This window comes from Lactobacillus sp. VURO6/B1 (VP7) (assembly GCF_058139575.1).
The window spans coordinates 1-17,030 of record NZ_JBVOWJ010000008.1 but is presented as its reverse complement, the minus strand read 5'-3'; the positions used below and the strand labels follow the sequence as shown (position 1 = coordinate 17,030).

Below are 17,030 nucleotides of genomic sequence, written 5' to 3'. Positions count from 1 at the left end.
ATAAAATAATTAATCAACGTTAACTTTTAGAAGCACCGGACACTGCATCAGTTGAATCAGATGCAGTCTTTGCCAGTTTTTGGTAGTTAGCATTATCAGCAGCCTCAGTTCCGGCCACAAAACCTGAAGCATAGGACCAAGAATTCATCATACTTGGCATTGAATCATGACCATTAGCACCACCAACAATCTCCCCGGCGGCATAGAAATTGTCTAGTGCTTCGAAATCTTCGTCTAATAGCTGCATATGCCGGTTAGTTTCATAGCCACCAAGAGTAGTACAAAAGCGTAATTTCTGTTCAATCACAAAATATGTATCGCCTTCATATTTATGCATAAACTGAGAAGGGCGATCAAACTCAGGATCATTACCTGAGGCGACATATTTATCGTAGTCAGTTAAAGTTTTCTTCAGGTTTTCATAATCAATGCCAGCTTTTTGAGCCACTGTTTGCAAGTCTCCGCTTACTAAAATCGGACTCTTCTTGCCGTCAAGATCGAAGAAGCCTTGCACTTCATCTTTGCTAAAACCATATTTAAGCAGCAATTCATAGAATCTGCTCCATGTTCTTTCATCCATCACTACAAAGGCAATTTTATCCTTTTGTTCTGCAATAGCATCTCGAAAATGAGTATACGGAGCTGATTCATTTACAATTCGCTTACCACTAGTATTAACAAAAATAGCACCCATGTCTGTTGCTTCTTTTGTTGAATAAGTTGTTAATTTGGCAATGCCAGGTTCAACTTCTAAACCATGGGGGTAAACTTTATACCAATCAAGATTGCGTGTAGCCAGATTCATATTTTTAGCAAAATCGAAATAATCACCAGTAGAAGTCATTGGACCGTAATAAGGAATATTGGTCTTATGCTGCCGGTAATCACGAGCGCCCCAGCCACCAGCTGCCATAACTAAGGACTTAAAGTTTACGGTAACTGTTTCATGTTTACTTTCAGCAACTAATGAGACAAGCTGGCCCCGTTTATTTTTATTAAGTTGTTCCACCCGAGTTTCAAGTAAAATTTTGCCACCCTTTTTGGTAAACGCATTTGCCACTTTAGTTATCAATTCATAAGAACTTTCAGTTGGCATTTCAATTTGCCGATCAACAGAATGCTCAATAGTTTGTGTTTCAGCCTTTTGATAAGTTAGGTCTGCAAATTCAGTAATGAAATCAACTGCTTTACCAACATTTTGCGCCAGTATATTTGAAAGTAAAGGATAATTAGTCCCCCGGCATTCACGGGTAATATCTTGAACTAAGAGCCGCGAAGAATCTTTTTTTGCTTCCTTACCAAACAAAGCAGCTGCTAATTTTGAACCAGTGCCAACTACGTTTGACCCATTTAAAATTGTAGCCCCACCGAGATAGCCATTCTTTTCAAGTAAAAGAACATTTTTACCCATTGATAGTGCCCGAGAGGCTGCCATCAAGCCAGCCATACCCGAACCAATTACAGCTACATCCACATCATAAGTTATATCTTGATGTGACTGCTCGCTAGGCTGAGAAATAATATTTACACCATTTGCTTTTAAGGCTTTCTTTCCAGAATCAAGCATGGCTTGTGTCATAATGGAGGCACCAGAAATGGCATCGACATCAAAACTTTGATTATTAATAATATTCTTTTTTAACTTACCTACCACCTGGTTAAAAATACCTGGGGTTTCTGCAGTTTTTGTTACATTAATATCTGCAATTTGATTATTTTCAACTTTGATATCAAAGTCGATTTGACCATTTCTTCCTTCTGCCGTTGCTTTAATTATTTTTTCTGACATAACTCCACCTTCTGCTTTATATTAATTTTTGATGTTGAAATTTTTTCCACGACTAATTAAGACAACACACAGAACTACAGAAATAATCGTTATCACTGTAGTTATCCAAAATACCATTAATGTACTTGTAGCATTGGCCTTTAACACAAATGCAGCTACAAGTGGTGCTACGAAGTAAACTACTGCTGGTGCAAAACTGTAGTATGATGTAATCTTTCCGTGACTTTGGGGAAAATAAGAAGTTAAAACTGAAAGTCCAACTTGCCATACTCCTCCTGCAGTAAAGAAGCCAACAGCTAATGCGCCTATTTCCCCAGCTAATAGGGATGGCTTTAAGACCATAAACAGCAGACCAAGAGCAGTAATAGCTGAATATACCATTATTAAATTCAATCTCTTTACCTTAGTAACTAAAGCTGATGTCACAAACACAGATATTAAGGAAGCAATTGAATACCACGATACAAGCTGATTGGCATTAGCAGCAGATTCATTTAAAACATACTGTCCATAGTAAGGAGCATAGAGTGAAAAAATATAAAATGTGAAGCAAAGCGTAAAGCCCAACCCAATGATCATTAGACCATCAACAGCCAATTTAGGTTGGTTTTGACTACTTACGCTGGTTTCTGGTTCTTCTACTGTTTCAGTAGTCTCTTTTGCTTCAGCTTGAGGAGCAAAGGCCGTCTTCATTGTGTATACAACGTCTAGTAAAATGATAATGACTAATATAAACGCTGTAATCTTTGGATTTTTAATTAGTTTTACACAAAAAGGAAACAGCATCTGCATTACCTGCATTGCGGCTTTAACAAATGAATTCATTGTAGCAGTTTTATCTGGAAAAGCATCTGCAAGCGCAGGATAACCAGCTGTATCACCAAATGAATTAGTTGCCCCGAAAAACATTGCCGCTAAGCCGGCAACCCAGACATTGTTAGCAAAAACAGCGCCAAGAAGGAAAATTGCGTCACTTAGCAATGCAATTAACAAAGTCCTTTTACGACCAATCTTATCTGAAATAGCGCCAGCAAATAAAATTGTAATAATTCTACCCAAGCCTACCATTGCAATTACCAGTGAAACTTGGGTCGCACTGGCATTCCAGGAATGTGCCAGAATTTCTCTATACTGACTAATAAATAAGGTAGCTGCTCCTACAACCGCAAAATGGATGTACACAGAGGCAGCAACGCCAACATAACTTTTTTCTTTTTTCATAGCTTTACCTTTCAAAATTAAGATTTGCTAATAATTTCATAAATAAATATATCTTATTAAAATAAATATTAATAATTATTTATGATTATCCAATTATAAATAATAACTATAATTACAAGCATTGGTATATCAGTACTTTCTTGCTTTATAAAAAAGTTAGAGTCTTGATTTTAGTGTTTTATGGGTAATTAGCCCCTACACATCAATCTATCATCTATTAAAATATTTAATACTTAAATAGTTAAAAGTAATAGTTTTACTAATAAACGAATTAATCCAGGACCTTAACTCAAAGCAACTCTATTTAATGCCAAATCTCTTTTTGACTGACTCAATATATTCTTTTTCTTCTGCATCAGTAACACGGTACTGCTCAATAGAACCTGAGATCGGTTCCAAGTTTGCATTAACTGCAACATAGGTAAATACCGCTTCACCGATTAATTCCGAACTTGAATTATCAAGAGAAATTCTATTCACTTCCGCATAAATAGTCATTGTCTTTGCTGTCGTTTTTAATAAAGTTACGCAAAAGCAAATATGATCACCGGCATAACTTTTTTTGTGAAAAATAAATTTATCTATTCGACCAGTTAACGTACGTGTATGACAATATGAATTTGCAAACAAGCCCATTGCCGAGTCTGCATTATCCAAGAGCGTACCACCATGAGTAATTTCCATATGGTTAAGCATCCTTGGAGTTACAAAATAATCTGCCATTTGACGTTTAAAAAATTTATTCTTCATTTACTTTTTTACCTTCCAGCCAATTTTTTAAAAGATACTTTTTTATTTTGCCATTTGACGTTTTTGGTAATGAATCAACAACCCATAACTTTTCAGGCCATAATTTCTTATCAACGTGCTGCTTTTCTAATTCTGAAATCAACTCAGCTTTGGTTAATACTTTTTGACCATGATTTAGAACAATAAAGGCACCAATTCTCTGCCCTAAACGGACGTCTGGGACTCCTAAAACGGCTACTTCCTCAATATTTTGGCAACCTTTGATCTTGTCTTCAACCATATGAGCGGAAATATTTTCACCACCACGAATAATTTTATCGCTATTGCGTCCATCTATTTCCAAAAAGTTATCTTCATTATAATGGCCAACATCTCCAGTAACAAACCAGTCACCGTCAAATGCTTTAGCTGTTTTTTCAGGATCATCCAGATAACATTTAAAAATGATTGGTCCAGAAACTTCAATTTGTCCTTGTTTGTTGCTATCTGTAATTATATTTTTGTTCTTCACAAGTCTAACTTTAATATTGGCCATTGGCTTGACTGCCGTGGTCATTGCACCTTTACTTAAATAATAATCTTGAGGAGTATAACTAAATGGAACTGCTTCTGTCAGACCATAACAGTTGTAAAGGGGAATATTTCTTTTTTTAGCCTGAACTAAAATACTTTCTTTAATTTTGTCACCACCACAAATGAGCATCCGCAGCTTACCCAAATTTTGAACTTTAAATAGCAGATCATACATAATTGTAGGCAAACTATCAATATATGTAATTGGTTCTTCTTCAAGCATTTTTGCCACTTGTTCAATATTATAATGTTTAATTATTGCCAAGTGACTTCCTGCCATAATCGTTGAAATTAAGCCATGATGAAATCCAATTGCATGATACATCCCCGAAAGAATTAAAGTCATATCATTTTTAGTGATGCCAAAAGCATCATTATATGCACTTTCTGCACTAATAATATTTTTATTAGTTAAAACTACACCTTTATAAAGTCCACTAGTACCCGAAGTATTGAGAACCAGTGCAGGAGTATCTGATCCGTCACCTCCAATAAATTCAGATGGTAAATGCTTTTTTCTGGTAAAGAATACTAGGTCCGCGATTTTTTTAGTCTGATAATTATCCAAATTAGCAATATTACTAATAGTGTCACGACCACGCACAGATTTTTGCGAAATGATAGCATATGGCTTAAACCTATTAATCATGCTATTAATCTCATCAATATCAAAATGCGGGTTTAGTGGATTAATAACCACTCCCATTTTGATACATGCAATAATCGTTACAATATTTGCTAGATCCAGTTCGAACTGAATTGCAATTAAATCACCTTTCTTGATGCCATTATTCCGAAGCAACTCCATCTGCTTATTGGCTAAAAAATCTATTTCTTGATAACTGTATTTACGACCATCTTCAGTGACAAAAGTACTTTGAGCACTTTGCTTTAAACGCTCCTGCCATAAATCATTTAAGGTTTGCACCTTTTTAATAGAAGTCATTTTTTATACCTTACAAAAGCTCATTTAATTGCTTTATTACTTGGTTAGCATCCCCAACAATACCGTAATTTGCTAATTTAAAAATTGGTGCTGCTTCATCAGTATTGATAGCAATGACACATTTTGATTTAGTCATACCCGCAGTGTGCTGGACTGCTCCCGAAATGCCAAAAGCATAGTAAACATCTGGTGCAACAGACAAATTCGATATTCCAATCATGCGGTTTTTATCAATCCAGCCTTGATCTGTAACTGCCTTAGTTGCCCCCACGCTAGCATTTAATTTTTGGGCTAAAGTAGCTAACGGTTTAAATTTATCTGGGGAACCCAGGCCTTTGCCTCCGGCTACGATCACCTTTGCATAAGCCAAATCATTGCTAGAGTTAGCTTCTGGTACATATGCGGCTACATTAGTTTCTGCACATTCCCAGTCAATTATGTCAACTTCATTCTTACTATGGCTCAAGACCCCATTACAAGAAAGCGATATTATCTCCTTATCATTCAGTGTGATTTTTCTTAAGGCCTGTGTTTTGCCGATATCCTGGTTAACTATTATATGATCTTGATCACAGCAAATATCTTTGGCATTATAAATAAATGGGACATTTAGTACGGCAGCTAATTGACCGCCAAGACTATTACCTAAATTGCTCTTATCAAATACTATTAAACTATTTGCTTTATCGAAAAAAATTTTCTCAAGAGCATTAGTCACAGCTGGCAAGTTTGTCACACTAAAGTTTTCATTTTGGTATATGGTAGTCTTGACTCCTGAAGAAGCATATTTATCCTTAATTTCACTAGCATGATTACTGAAAACCAGTACTTCTTTTTTACCTTCGAAATTGCTGGCAAGACCTGCTAAGTTATTACTGTTATGACCTTCATCAATATTCTTATCTTCTAATTGAATATAATAAATTGGTACCATTTTTCTACCTCAACATCCCGTTTTGCTTAAGTATTTCAACCAGTTTTTGCGTAGCTTTAGGATCTTGATCCAGATTGAAAATAGTTTTCTCATTTTTAACTGGTTTAGCTACAATTTCACTTGTAACGCCTTCATCACTAGTTTTAAAACTTACGTTATTAATACTTGAATTAATTGCTGTACTTAACGACGTAAAACTAGCAAGGCGCGGCACATTGATTGAATCTAACGTGGCAATTACAGCTGGTAAGACACATTGCCCGGTAATTTTGCCTTTTTCAAGTTTCATTTCATAATTGAGGGAAGTATCAATCATAGAAACATAGTCATAAAATGATATTCCCAGTCTTGCAGCAATAGCAGCTGAAAAAGCTGAAGATGTTGTTTTTCCTGTTAAAATCAAGTCGTAATTTTCATTATTTTCTTTTAAGTAATGGACAAATTCACTTGCAATTTGATTTTGCAGTAAAGGATCATTGATATTACCCGCTGAAACTTTAGTAGCTGTTGTTGCTCCCATAGCCAGTGCTTCATGCAAAATCCGTTCAGCTGCTTCATTTTGCTCAAACGTAAAGACATCAATAGTACCTTTTTTTAACTCTGTTAATTGCAGGGCAAATTCTAGGGCACTTTTGTCTTCCTCACTCAGAAATAAATTTTCTGGATGATAAGTTACTTTGTTCTTATGAGAAGTATAAGTTTTAGGATTATCTGCCTCAGCCTTAGCAATTAATGCGATTTTCATTATAGTACCCTCCTAGTCCTGATATTTTTTGCTAACTTCACGTGCAATTGTCATTCTCTGAATTTCATTAGTTCCTTCCAGAATTTGAAATCCTTTGACATCACGCATTAGCTTTTCAACCGGATAAGCTCGGGTATAGCCATAACCACCAAGAATCTGGACTGCATCAGAAGTTACTTTTTGTGCTACATCAGTAACATAAAGCTTGGTCATTGCACCTTCTTGACGTACAGACAAATCTTTATCCATCATTTTCATTGTGTTGTTAACTAATAAGCGCGCTGTTTCAACTGCCGTTGCCATATTAGCAAGCATATTTTGCACAGATTCAAATTGAGAAATTGGTTGATTAAATTGTTCACGCTGATTGGCATACTTGGCAGCTTCATTAAGTGCCCGTTGCATAACACCAACGGTCAAAGTAGAAACATACGCACGTGAAAGGTTAAGGCTGTTTAACGCAATATTAATCCCTCTTCCTTCTTGGCCAATCAGATTTTCGGCTGGCACGTGTACATTTTTAAATCCTAACGGTACTGTATTTGATAAACGCAGTCCCATTTTATCTTCATGCCTTCCTACCCAAATACCTGGCGTATTTTTATCAATCATGAAAGCAGATAAGCCATGATTACCATTATTAGAAGTTCTAAAAATTCCAATAAAAATATCTGCAATTCCACCATTAGTAGCAAAAGCTTTATTTCCGTTTAAAATATATTCATTGCCTTGTCGAACAGCTGTTGCTTTCACAGAACCTGCGTCAGAACCTGCATCTGCTTCTGACATTGTAAAGGCAGCAAAACGTCCCGGTCTGATCACATCGGCAAATCTTTGTGCTTGTTCTTCAGTACCAGCTAGCATTACGCACCGCAGTGCAACAAATGAGGTAATTAAAGTAAGTGCATAACCTGCATCATATTCCGCCAGTTTTTCAAAAACGAGGGCAGAATCTTCATAAGAAAGGCCAGCACCACCATATTCTCGAGGTATCTCAAGCATATGAAGGCCAATTTTAATTGCAGGCTCAAACAAGCTGGAAGGACAATCACCTTTTAAATCGTATTTCTTAATAATTTCAGGGGTTAGATACCGATTACCAAATTCTTGTGCTAAATGAATATATTCTTTTTGTGCTTGTGTATAAAGTAATGTCATTTTAATACCTATTTAATTGGGTCTCCTATATGACGCAGGCCACTGGCAGCACCACTGGCAAACATCTCACTTATTTTTTCATCGCTGTAGCCTAACTCATCTTTGAGTACTTCGCGTGTATCAGATCCTTGAGCACGAGAAGGAGTTAGCGTAGGCTTGCCTTGAGACGAAAAACGTACTGGATTAGTAGGAATAAATCTCTTATTTCCAGATGGAAATTCCATTAGTCTAATTTCGTCATTATCCAAAGCCTCAGGATCCTGGTATATTTCCGTCGGTATCTGACAAGCTTCAAGCGGTAAGTCTTCCTTATTAAAGAGGTCTATCCAATACTGCAACGGTTTTTTCTTAAAAGCGTCTTCTAAAATGGCAATCACTTCATTGCTGGTACCATTAGCATTCAAAGTGTCCATTTTGTTATATCTTTCATCGCCTTTGACATCATCACGACCAATGTCATGCATTACTTTGTCAAAATCACGGTCATATTCAGGAACACATAGTACGAACCAGCGATCATCAGAAGTTTTATAAGTGTCATTAAATGGATTAGTAACCTCTTTACGACTCTTAGGATAAACATTGCCGTATTGTGCAGAAACCATAGCGATATTTTGCATAAAAATCGCTGCGTGATTCAAGTTAACAACAACCTTATCACCCTTCCCGGTTCTTTGGGCTCTCAGTAAAGCTGCACAAATACCTGCTGCTAAGGTCATTGATACTTGGAAATCACCATAGCCATTTACTGGATTATATGGATTCCCTCCTTTATCTACCGTTGTTCCCTGAACTCCGCCACGTGCTTGATAAGCAGTTGCATCATAGCCAGCAGAATCTTTTTTAGGGCCAAATTCGCCATAGCCGCGATCTTGTGCAAACACTAATTTAGGAAATTCTTTATGCAGTCCTTCCCAAGTGATTCCCATATGAGCTAAGCTCTTTGTTCTCACTGAGGTTAAAAATACATCTGCGGTTTTTAATAGATCTTTAAAGGCTTGCATCCCTGCAGGAGTTTTCATGTTTAAAGTAATGAATCTTTTATTCATATTAGAAACATCAAAGCCCAAATTCTCATCATCTTCATACTTCATGCCAAAAACTGCACCTTGGGTCCTTCCAGCATCACCCTTAGGAGCTTCAACTTTAATTACATCAGCTCCCCATTCGCCAAGGACTCGTCCTACGGTTGGGGCTGCCAAAAATTGTGTGAGATCAATAACTCTTATTCCTGATAATATTTCGTTAGCCATCTTTTTCTCCAAAACTATATACAACAAAGAGGATTGAACCTTGCAAAGTAAGTTTTAGATTCAGCCCTCCTTGATTTACTCAAATTAATTTAATTAATTACCTTAAAGACTTGATATTGGTGTATTGCCACCGTCTTTAATTAATAAACGACCTGCAGTTAATCTTTGAACGGAACGAGGTCCTTCTTCTAACCACATAGCACGACAATCACGGTAAAGTCTTTCAGCAGGTCCATAAGGATTGTCCTGGAAGTAGCCAATGCCACCAAAAATTTCAAGCATGTAATCAGAAACTAATTTGACAGTATTGATGCTTTCCAATTTGGCTAGAGAAGCTTTCTTAGTAATATCCTTTCCTTCGTCATAATCTTTTGCCAAGTCCCACAGCATTAATCTAAGAGCATGAATGCGCGCCCCCATGTCAGCAATTTCAAAAATGATTGATTGCCGTTTACACAGTGGCTTACCAAAAGTTACACGATCCTTAGAATAAGCAATGGACATTTCTAACATCCGTTGCGCCATACCTAAGTTGGAGTCAGCAATATGAGCACGAGAAAGTGAAAGTGAAGAAATAGCTACTTTCATACCCTCTCCTCTCTTGCCAAGCATATACTTATCAGGTACTCTCATATTAGTGAACTTCAAATCAGCGTGTCCAGCACCACGACAGCCCATCATTAAAGGCATTTCGTTGGATTCAAATCCCGGTGTATTTGTTGGAACAAAGAAAGCTGATAATCTTTCATCTCCTTCTTTATCTGGGTCAGTAACTACAATTAAGTAGGTAAAGTCTGCAACATCTGCATGAGAAATCAACGTTTTTTCACCGTTGATTACCCAGTCATCGCCGTCCTTAACAGCTAAAGTATGAAGGTCTGCTCCAGTACCACCACTCTTTTCGGTTAAAGCAAAATTAGCATAGATTGATTTGTCTTGGAACTTGTTCATATACTTATCTTTAAGTTCTTGACTACCAAAATTATCCAAAATCCGCCAGTTCATATCTGAAGCATGGTGCAAGTGCATTCTAATTCCACCCTGAGTTCTTGAAAATTCTTCTTGAACTTGCAGAATTTGTTTTTCACTAAGACCCCAGCCGCCGTATTCTTTAGGTAGTGCAAAACGATATAAATCATGCTTAATTGCAATTGGGAAAAAGTCTTGCGGAAACTTGCGATTTTCTTCTATGTATGGGGTCATCCTGTCAAACTCGTTTTGTGCCAAGTGGCGAATTTCTTTTAAGTAGTTTTCAAAGTCTTCTTCAGGCATTGATTCACCCGGTTTAGTTTTGTGCATAATTGGAGTTTCTTCATATGCTGGTAATACATGCAACTTCTTTTGTTCTGTCATAATACAATCTCCTTTTTAACTTTTAGTAAATGCTTCTGAAAGCGTTTTTCTATCAACAGTTGTATTATGTTTTAAAAAGTTTAGATTGTAAAATTGATAACAAAGTCATAACTATTAATTTTATAAATACCTTTATGGCTAAATATATTAAAAAAGGCGGGATTCTTAGCATTATTAACTGTACAAATTAAAAAGACTCACCAAATATCGGGAGTCAAATCACTATAAAATCAACACTAATAAACTAATATTAATTTTATCAATATTATTATAAATAATTTTTGTAAGCGTTTTATAAAAAATAGGTATAGCATTTATTTATATAGGTATTGAATATTAAAATAATTTTTGAGGTAATATCATGAATCTAAATCAACTTTACTATTTTCGTGAATTGGCAGATCAAAAACAATACACTAAAGCAGCAGATAGCTTATTTATCAGTCAGCCTACCCTCTCAGTATCGATTAAACAACTTGAAAAAGAATTACACTGCAAACTGTTTAAACACAACGGTCATTACGTGCAATTAACTGAATATGGACGTATCTTTTACGATACTGTTACCAAATCTTTAGACTCTTTAGATCGTGGTAAAAAGAAAATTGAACAGCGTATCAGTCAGGATGAAGGCAATATACATATTGCTGGTATACCCACTGCAATTGGAACTATTTTGCCTAACTTAACTAAGGAATATCAACAAGAAAGTAATATTTCACCTCATTTTATATACCACGATAACCCTTCATATCAGATTTGCGAAGGTATCAAAAATGGCTGGTATGATATTGGAATTTCCTCATTCGTACCAGAATTTAGTTATTTTACTTATATTCCCCTTTACACTGAAGAAATCATTGCCATTGTTTCAAAGGAAAATGACCTGGCAAAAATAAATGAAATCTCTCCTGAAGAACTACAGGGTGAGTCAATTATTACCTACTCTAAAAAAATTCAGATTGGAAAAGACATCACTAATGCTTTACTGGCCAATGCCTCTGATCTGAATATTACGAACAGGCTTCATGATGAGCTGGCAATTGCAGGACAAGTTTTGACCAACGATATCGTTGGTGTAGTGGCAAAAACTATTTATTTGAGCGGTTTCGACATCCACATCATCAAGCTTGACTTGCCCAAAAATACTCGTCAGGTTTACCTGGTATATGATTCAAGTCAAAACTTTTCACCAGAAATAGTTGATTTTATTGACTTTCTTAAAAGTCATAAACCAGATATTCAGAAAATCGTCGACAATATTCCTGTCAAATAAGATTTTAAAAAGGTATAAAACTAATGAATAAAATTTGTCAATTATTGGGAACAAATTACCCTATTGTTCACGAGCCTATCCACACCTTAACAGATGGCAAACTAGTTGCTGCTATTTCAGAATCTGGTGCACTGGGCATTTTAGGTATTAATGCAGGCTATAAGGTTAGAAGTGACGCGACATCAAGCGCTTCTATTTCTAATTCAAATAAAATAGGTACTATTAGCAACAATTCTTTGCTTGATGCCATGACAGAAAGAAACTTGATGAATGAGCAAATTGATCAAACTCTATCTAATACCTTTAGACCTTTTGGAGTGGAAATTGCTAGCACCTCATCTAACCCAGAAGATGATCATAGAGCAACCGAATTAGTAGAATTAATGCGAAAAAGAAGGTTGACTATTGCACTGTTTGAAGGTTTCGGTAAAGTTGCATCTGAAAAATGGGTGAATTTGTTACATAATAGTGGCATTAAAATTATGCAAGTTATTAATAATATTAATAATATTCGTGCAGCTCAAAGTAATGGTATTGACATTTTAATCTGCAAAAGTAACATCGAGCTGGCAAATTTTGTTCATCAAGCAGGAAAAACACCAGTTTTAGCTGGGTATGATACTACTGACTCGCATGTTTTAAAAGACGCATTGACAAAAGGTGCACAAGGGGTTTTTCTTAAAACAGTTTTTGCACTTGCTAAAGAAGCTCCAACTTCACCAATAATCAAAGACAAGATTATAAATGCACAAAAACATGAACTAATTAGTTTTAAAATGAACTCGCGGACTATCTATTCTTTACCTGGAAAATTGCCCCAGAAACTGGCAAAATTAACACAGGATAACGAAGACGAAAAGCAAATTTTTACTGCTGCAGACGGTTATCAGGGATTAATAAACGGTATGGCAAAAGGTGATCTTGAAATGGGGTATACTGATATTGCAGCAGACAGTTATAACATCAAAACTATTAAAACTGCTCATGAAACTATTGCAGAATTAACTAATAACAATTAAATTTATACTTATGACTAATTCAATTACAAAAAACGCTCTACGCTCACTTTTATATGAAGTTGTTACCGCACCCAAACCTGGTTTAGTAGACCCCATCAGCCAAGGTCCTCATCCCGACATGAATATTTATACTTTTATTGACAGCAGTTTAAGCTTGGAAGCATATTTTGCTGCTGCTGTTGAAATTGGGCAAAACTTTCAGTCGACTGATTTAACGCAAATGTTTCAGCAATTAAGACAAAGAGGCATTACTGCTGAAAAAGAAATGTTTGTTGCAACGCACGGCGCTAATACACATAAAGGAGCAATTTTTGCTCTAGGCATTTTTGTCTGCGCTGAAAGCTACAGTATGACAAACAATACTGAACTATTTCTGACTATCAGCAAGATGTGTAAAGGACTTGTACAGCATGATCTGATTCAAAATAATGAGTTACAAACAGCAGGTGAAAAAGAATTTGAACAGTATCATATTGGTGGGGCTCGTGCTCAAGCGGAACAAGGCTATCCCATTGTACGTGAAGTAGCTTTACCTTTTTTAAAAAACACTAAGGGAACGCTCCAAACGAGACTCCTTGATACTTTAATGAAAATAGCAACAGTTACGGTTGACAGTAATTTGATTAAGCGAGCTGGAAATTATAATGTAACTAACTGGCTACATCAAATAGCCACAAAATACCTAGATTTAGGTGGTTATGCTACTCCAGCTGGTAAAAAATGTCTGCAAAAATTAAATGATGACTGTCTAGAACACAATTATAGTTTAGGCGGCTGTGCAGATTTATTAATTGTTACCATTTTTGTAGCTCTAGAACGTGGATACATATAAAAAAGGAAGGCACGAGCCTTCCTTTTTAAAATCAAAACAATTTTTATTCCTTTGATGCACCTGTCACTGCATCATTATCTGCAATTTCACTGCAAGCAGTATCAGCAGCAATACGACCAAAAGTAAAGATATCAGCTAGTGAATTACCACCAAGACGATTACCAGCATGTAATCCGCCAGCGACTTCCCCTGCTGCATAAAGACCGGTGATTACTTGACCATCTTTATTTATTACTTGTGCTTTCGGATTGATCTTCAAGCCACCCATTGTATGGTGAATAGCGGGCTTACGTGGAGTGGCATAAAACGGTGCAACTTCACACTTAAGGTTAAACGCACTTTTACCAAATTCTGGATCATTACCTGCGTCAACATATGAATTATATTTTTTAATAGTATTGACCAAAGCAGCTGGATCCATGCCAGCTTTTTCAGCTAATTCCTCTAAAGTGTCTGCCTTTAACAAAGTACCCGCTTTTACCTGAGCAGCAAGTGATTCTTCAGTCGTGTTATAAGCTGTTGCTTTTATTTTTTCATCAGCTATTAAGTAGAATAAAGTGCCATTGGCAATCGCGGCCTTAGCTAAAGTATCACGCTCAGCAAATTCATTAATGAAGCGCTCACCTTTTTGATTGACCATAATAAAGTTTTCGGGTGGGGTTTGAATACCAGTAAATAATTCACCTGTCTTAGGATCTGAAACAGGCATTAATTGAATAAATCCCATACCCACTAAATCAGCACCAGCCTCTTGACCTAAGTCAATACCGTCACCAGTAATTGCAGGCGAATTAGTAGTAGCAATATCATCATCAATGTGTTTCCAATAAGTGTTATACTTTTGCACCATTTTAGTGTTGGCACCAAAACCGCCAGAAGTTAAAATCACTTTTTGCGCATGAATGGTAACTTTACTGCCCTCACTAGTTTGGGCTACAACACCGGTAACTTTACCATTTTCAATAATTAAATGTTGGGCGCGGGTTTCAGTTAAAACTGTAGCACCATGGTCTTTTACCCAATCACCCAAAACGTGAATAAAGGCATAGCCCATAGGTTCAACTGGCTTGTGACCGCGGCGCCATAAAGCGCCAACCGGCATGGTAACATCAGAGCGATCAAACTTTACGCCTAAATCAGTCAACCATTTAACTGAATCAAGTACGTTATTGACAAGCTCAGTAACCAAGGCATAATTACCATGAATTTCATTACCGTCTAAATCAGTCCTTTTACCACCTAAATAAGTCTGTATTTCATGCAATAAGACTGAATCAAATAGATAATTTTTACCAGAATCTACATAAGCCCTAATTTGCTTTTGCAATTCTTTAAAGTCATCACGATATTCTGGATCAATTTCAGCAATTGGTGTAGCAGCTAATTTTTCCAAGCTTTCTTTTTCACCGGGTAAAGCTTTAAATTGATTTTGCCACTCAGGTTCAGCAGCGTTTAAAGGTCCACCCGCTCTGGTAGTATTACCACCAATTTGAGGGAATTTTTCCAGTACAATTACTTTTTTACCATTTTGAATCGTTCTCGCCGCTGCAGTGAGTCCAGCACCGCCTGCACCGATAACTACAACGTCAGTTTGATATTCTCTGTCTAATGTATTAGCAGTTTTCGGTTTAGGTCTGTTGAGCCATTCTTGTGCGTCACCACCAGCTTTTGTAATCGCCTGAGCCACACCATCTATCACGCCATGACTAGAAATTGTGGCGCCACTAACAGCATCAACATTTAAGGTTTGATTAGCAATAATTTGTTTGGGCAGACGTTTAAAGACTTCATCTGCTACTCCAGCAGTTTCACCGCTGGAATCAATATCTATTTTTTCAATTTTGTCTTCAGAAAGTGTCACCTTCATAGGCATAAAACTAGAACCATGACCCTTAGCTTTTACTTCATAAGTTCCTGATTTCATCATTAATATACTTCCTTTCTTTCAATACTCATTAGTTAAATTTTACTAACTTTTCTGATTAAAATGAAATAGTTTTCTAGTAAACGGGCTATAATAAAATTGTTATTGGAGGAAAAATATGAACGATTCTGAAACCGTCTTACATTTTATTGATGTACTTTTAAAAGAAAGTAATTTTACCAGAGCTGCGAGTGAATTATATATATCACAGCCATATTTGACTCAATTAATTAAGCGAATCGAACATAAATTGGGAACTGAAATAATTAACCGCAAGACAATACCATTTACGTTAACTCAGGCAGGAGTAATATACTATAACTACTTAGAAACTAAAATTACTAATAAACAAAAGCTAGAAGAGCGGCTAACTCCATATGTATTACCTGATCAAGAACTAATCAGAATCGGAGTATTGGAAAGCTTAGGAACATTTATATTGCCAGAGCTTTTGCCCAACTTTATGTTGGAAAATCCTAATATCAAAATTCAGCTTGCAGAAAACCCTCCTCGCGTGAGTGAAGCGCATCTTTTACATGAACAAATTGATTGTTATTTAGGGCAAACTCCCGAATCTCTTAACCAAGAATTGGATTTTTATGTTAATGGCGGAGAAAACTATTTTGTAATTATTTCGCCCAAATCAAAATTCTTTAAAAAAGGTAGATTCATTCTCAAGCCAAAAGAATATAATATTGAAGACATTTTACAAGAGCCGTTCGTTGTTAGTTCAAGCAATTCTGCAATCCGACATCAAGTTAATGGTGCATTTCAGAAATTTCATATCAAACCTAATATTATTTTAGAGAGCAGCAGCATTATCACTGCAACCAACTTGGCAATAAAAGGACTAGGCTTAACTATTTCAGCTGCGAGTATAATTAAGAGAATGGCGCAAACACCAATTAACTTGCTTCCAGTTGACCATAACCTGATTCAAATTAAATATTTCATTGCAGTTAAACATGGGCAAAAACTGAAACCCGGACTCAAGAATTTAATTTCAGCATTTAAGAAACTAAAGATTGAACCAAATATAAGTTAATTATTAAATTTAAACACAAAAAAGAGGACCGTTTGGTCCTCTTCTCTTTGCTCGCTCCGGCTGTCAGACTCGAACTGACGACATCTTGATTAACAGTCAAGCGCTCTACCAACTGAGCTAAGCCGGAATACTAAAAAGCACGGCAGCGTCCTACCCTCGCAGGCAGTCTCCCACCAACTACTCTCGGCGTGAAGAAGCTTAACTGCTGTGTT

General features: G+C 36.4%; 14 protein-coding genes and 1 tRNA gene. 4 read left to right on the top strand and 11 right to left on the bottom strand.

What is annotated here, in order from left to right:
* Positions 1-19: 19 nt before the first annotated feature.
* The 9 genes from ACZ2M0_RS05575 to ACZ2M0_RS05535 form a co-directional block, all read right to left on the bottom strand.
* Positions 20-1,789: an FAD-dependent oxidoreductase gene (locus ACZ2M0_RS05575; protein ID WP_490058803.1), complete on the bottom strand. Its 1,770-nt coding sequence runs from the start codon at positions 1,787-1,789 to the stop codon at positions 20-22.
* Positions 1,790-1,810: 21 nt separating this feature from the next.
* Positions 1,811-3,010 carry an MFS transporter gene (locus ACZ2M0_RS05570; protein WP_490058802.1) on the bottom strand — a complete coding sequence of 400 codons (1,200 nt, stop codon included), beginning with the start codon at positions 3,008-3,010 and terminating at the stop codon, positions 1,811-1,813.
* A 300-nt stretch (positions 3,011-3,310) separates the two neighbouring features.
* The gene (locus ACZ2M0_RS05565; RefSeq protein WP_122051762.1) at positions 3,311-3,760 is read right to left on the bottom strand and encodes an acyl-CoA thioesterase; all 450 of its coding nucleotides are present in this window, start codon (positions 3,758-3,760) and stop codon (positions 3,311-3,313) included.
* Positions 3,750-5,279, bottom strand: a complete 1,530-nt coding sequence (locus ACZ2M0_RS05560; protein WP_490058801.1) for an AMP-binding protein — start codon at positions 5,277-5,279, stop codon at positions 3,750-3,752. Before ACZ2M0_RS05560 ends, ACZ2M0_RS05565 begins: the two co-directional genes overlap by 11 nt.
* A gap of 10 nt (positions 5,280-5,289) precedes the next feature.
* Positions 5,290-6,213 (bottom strand): electron transfer flavoprotein subunit alpha/FixB family protein, encoded by a 924-nt coding sequence (locus ACZ2M0_RS05555; RefSeq protein WP_490058800.1) that lies wholly within the window; start codon positions 6,211-6,213, stop codon positions 5,290-5,292.
* Between the two features lie 4 nt (positions 6,214-6,217).
* Positions 6,218-6,958 carry an adenine nucleotide alpha hydrolase family protein gene (locus tag ACZ2M0_RS05550; RefSeq protein WP_490058799.1) on the bottom strand — a complete coding sequence of 247 codons (741 nt, stop codon included), beginning with the start codon at positions 6,956-6,958 and terminating at the stop codon, positions 6,218-6,220.
* Between the two features lie 12 nt (positions 6,959-6,970).
* Positions 6,971-8,116 carry an acyl-CoA dehydrogenase family protein gene (locus ACZ2M0_RS05545; RefSeq protein WP_187160793.1) on the bottom strand — a complete coding sequence of 382 codons (1,146 nt, stop codon included), beginning with the start codon at positions 8,114-8,116 and terminating at the stop codon, positions 6,971-6,973.
* A gap of 8 nt (positions 8,117-8,124) precedes the next feature.
* Positions 8,125-9,369: a CaiB/BaiF CoA transferase family protein gene (locus ACZ2M0_RS05540; protein WP_122051757.1), complete on the bottom strand. Its 1,245-nt coding sequence runs from the start codon at positions 9,367-9,369 to the stop codon at positions 8,125-8,127.
* Positions 9,370-9,471: 102 nt separating this feature from the next.
* Complete coding sequence (locus ACZ2M0_RS05535; RefSeq protein WP_490058798.1) at positions 9,472-10,722, bottom strand: acyl-CoA dehydrogenase family protein; 1,251 nt, start codon at positions 10,720-10,722, stop codon at positions 9,472-9,474.
* A gap of 361 nt (positions 10,723-11,083) precedes the next feature.
* Here ACZ2M0_RS05535 and ACZ2M0_RS05530 point away from each other — a divergent pair, with 361 nt between their 5' ends.
* Genes ACZ2M0_RS05530 through ACZ2M0_RS05520 form a run of 3 tightly spaced genes read left to right on the top strand, consistent with a single transcriptional unit; the run spans position 11,084 to position 13,849 of the window.
* Positions 11,084-11,998: a LysR family transcriptional regulator gene (locus tag ACZ2M0_RS05530; protein WP_490058797.1), complete on the top strand. Its 915-nt coding sequence runs from the start codon at positions 11,084-11,086 to the stop codon at positions 11,996-11,998.
* 23 nt (positions 11,999-12,021) lie between these two features.
* Positions 12,022-13,017: a nitronate monooxygenase gene (locus ACZ2M0_RS05525; protein ID WP_490058796.1), complete on the top strand. Its 996-nt coding sequence runs from the start codon at positions 12,022-12,024 to the stop codon at positions 13,015-13,017.
* A 10-nt stretch (positions 13,018-13,027) separates the two neighbouring features.
* Complete coding sequence (locus ACZ2M0_RS05520; protein ID WP_490058795.1) at positions 13,028-13,849, top strand: triphosphoribosyl-dephospho-CoA synthase; 822 nt, start codon at positions 13,028-13,030, stop codon at positions 13,847-13,849.
* 43 nt (positions 13,850-13,892) lie between these two features.
* Here the strand turns inward: ACZ2M0_RS05520 and ACZ2M0_RS05515 are convergent, their stop codons facing one another.
* A complete protein-coding gene (locus tag ACZ2M0_RS05515; RefSeq protein ID WP_490058863.1) occupies positions 13,893-15,773 on the bottom strand; it encodes a flavocytochrome c in 1,881 nt (626 codons plus the stop codon).
* Positions 15,774-15,891: 118 nt separating this feature from the next.
* Between ACZ2M0_RS05515 and ACZ2M0_RS05510 the strand changes: the two genes are divergently transcribed.
* A complete protein-coding gene (locus ACZ2M0_RS05510; RefSeq protein WP_490058794.1) occupies positions 15,892-16,818 on the top strand; it encodes a LysR family transcriptional regulator in 927 nt (308 codons plus the stop codon).
* A gap of 54 nt (positions 16,819-16,872) precedes the next feature.
* Here the strand turns inward: ACZ2M0_RS05510 and ACZ2M0_RS05505 are convergent.
* Positions 16,873-16,945: transfer RNA gene (locus tag ACZ2M0_RS05505), tRNA-Asn, on the bottom strand.
* Positions 16,946-17,030 lie beyond the last annotated feature (85 nt).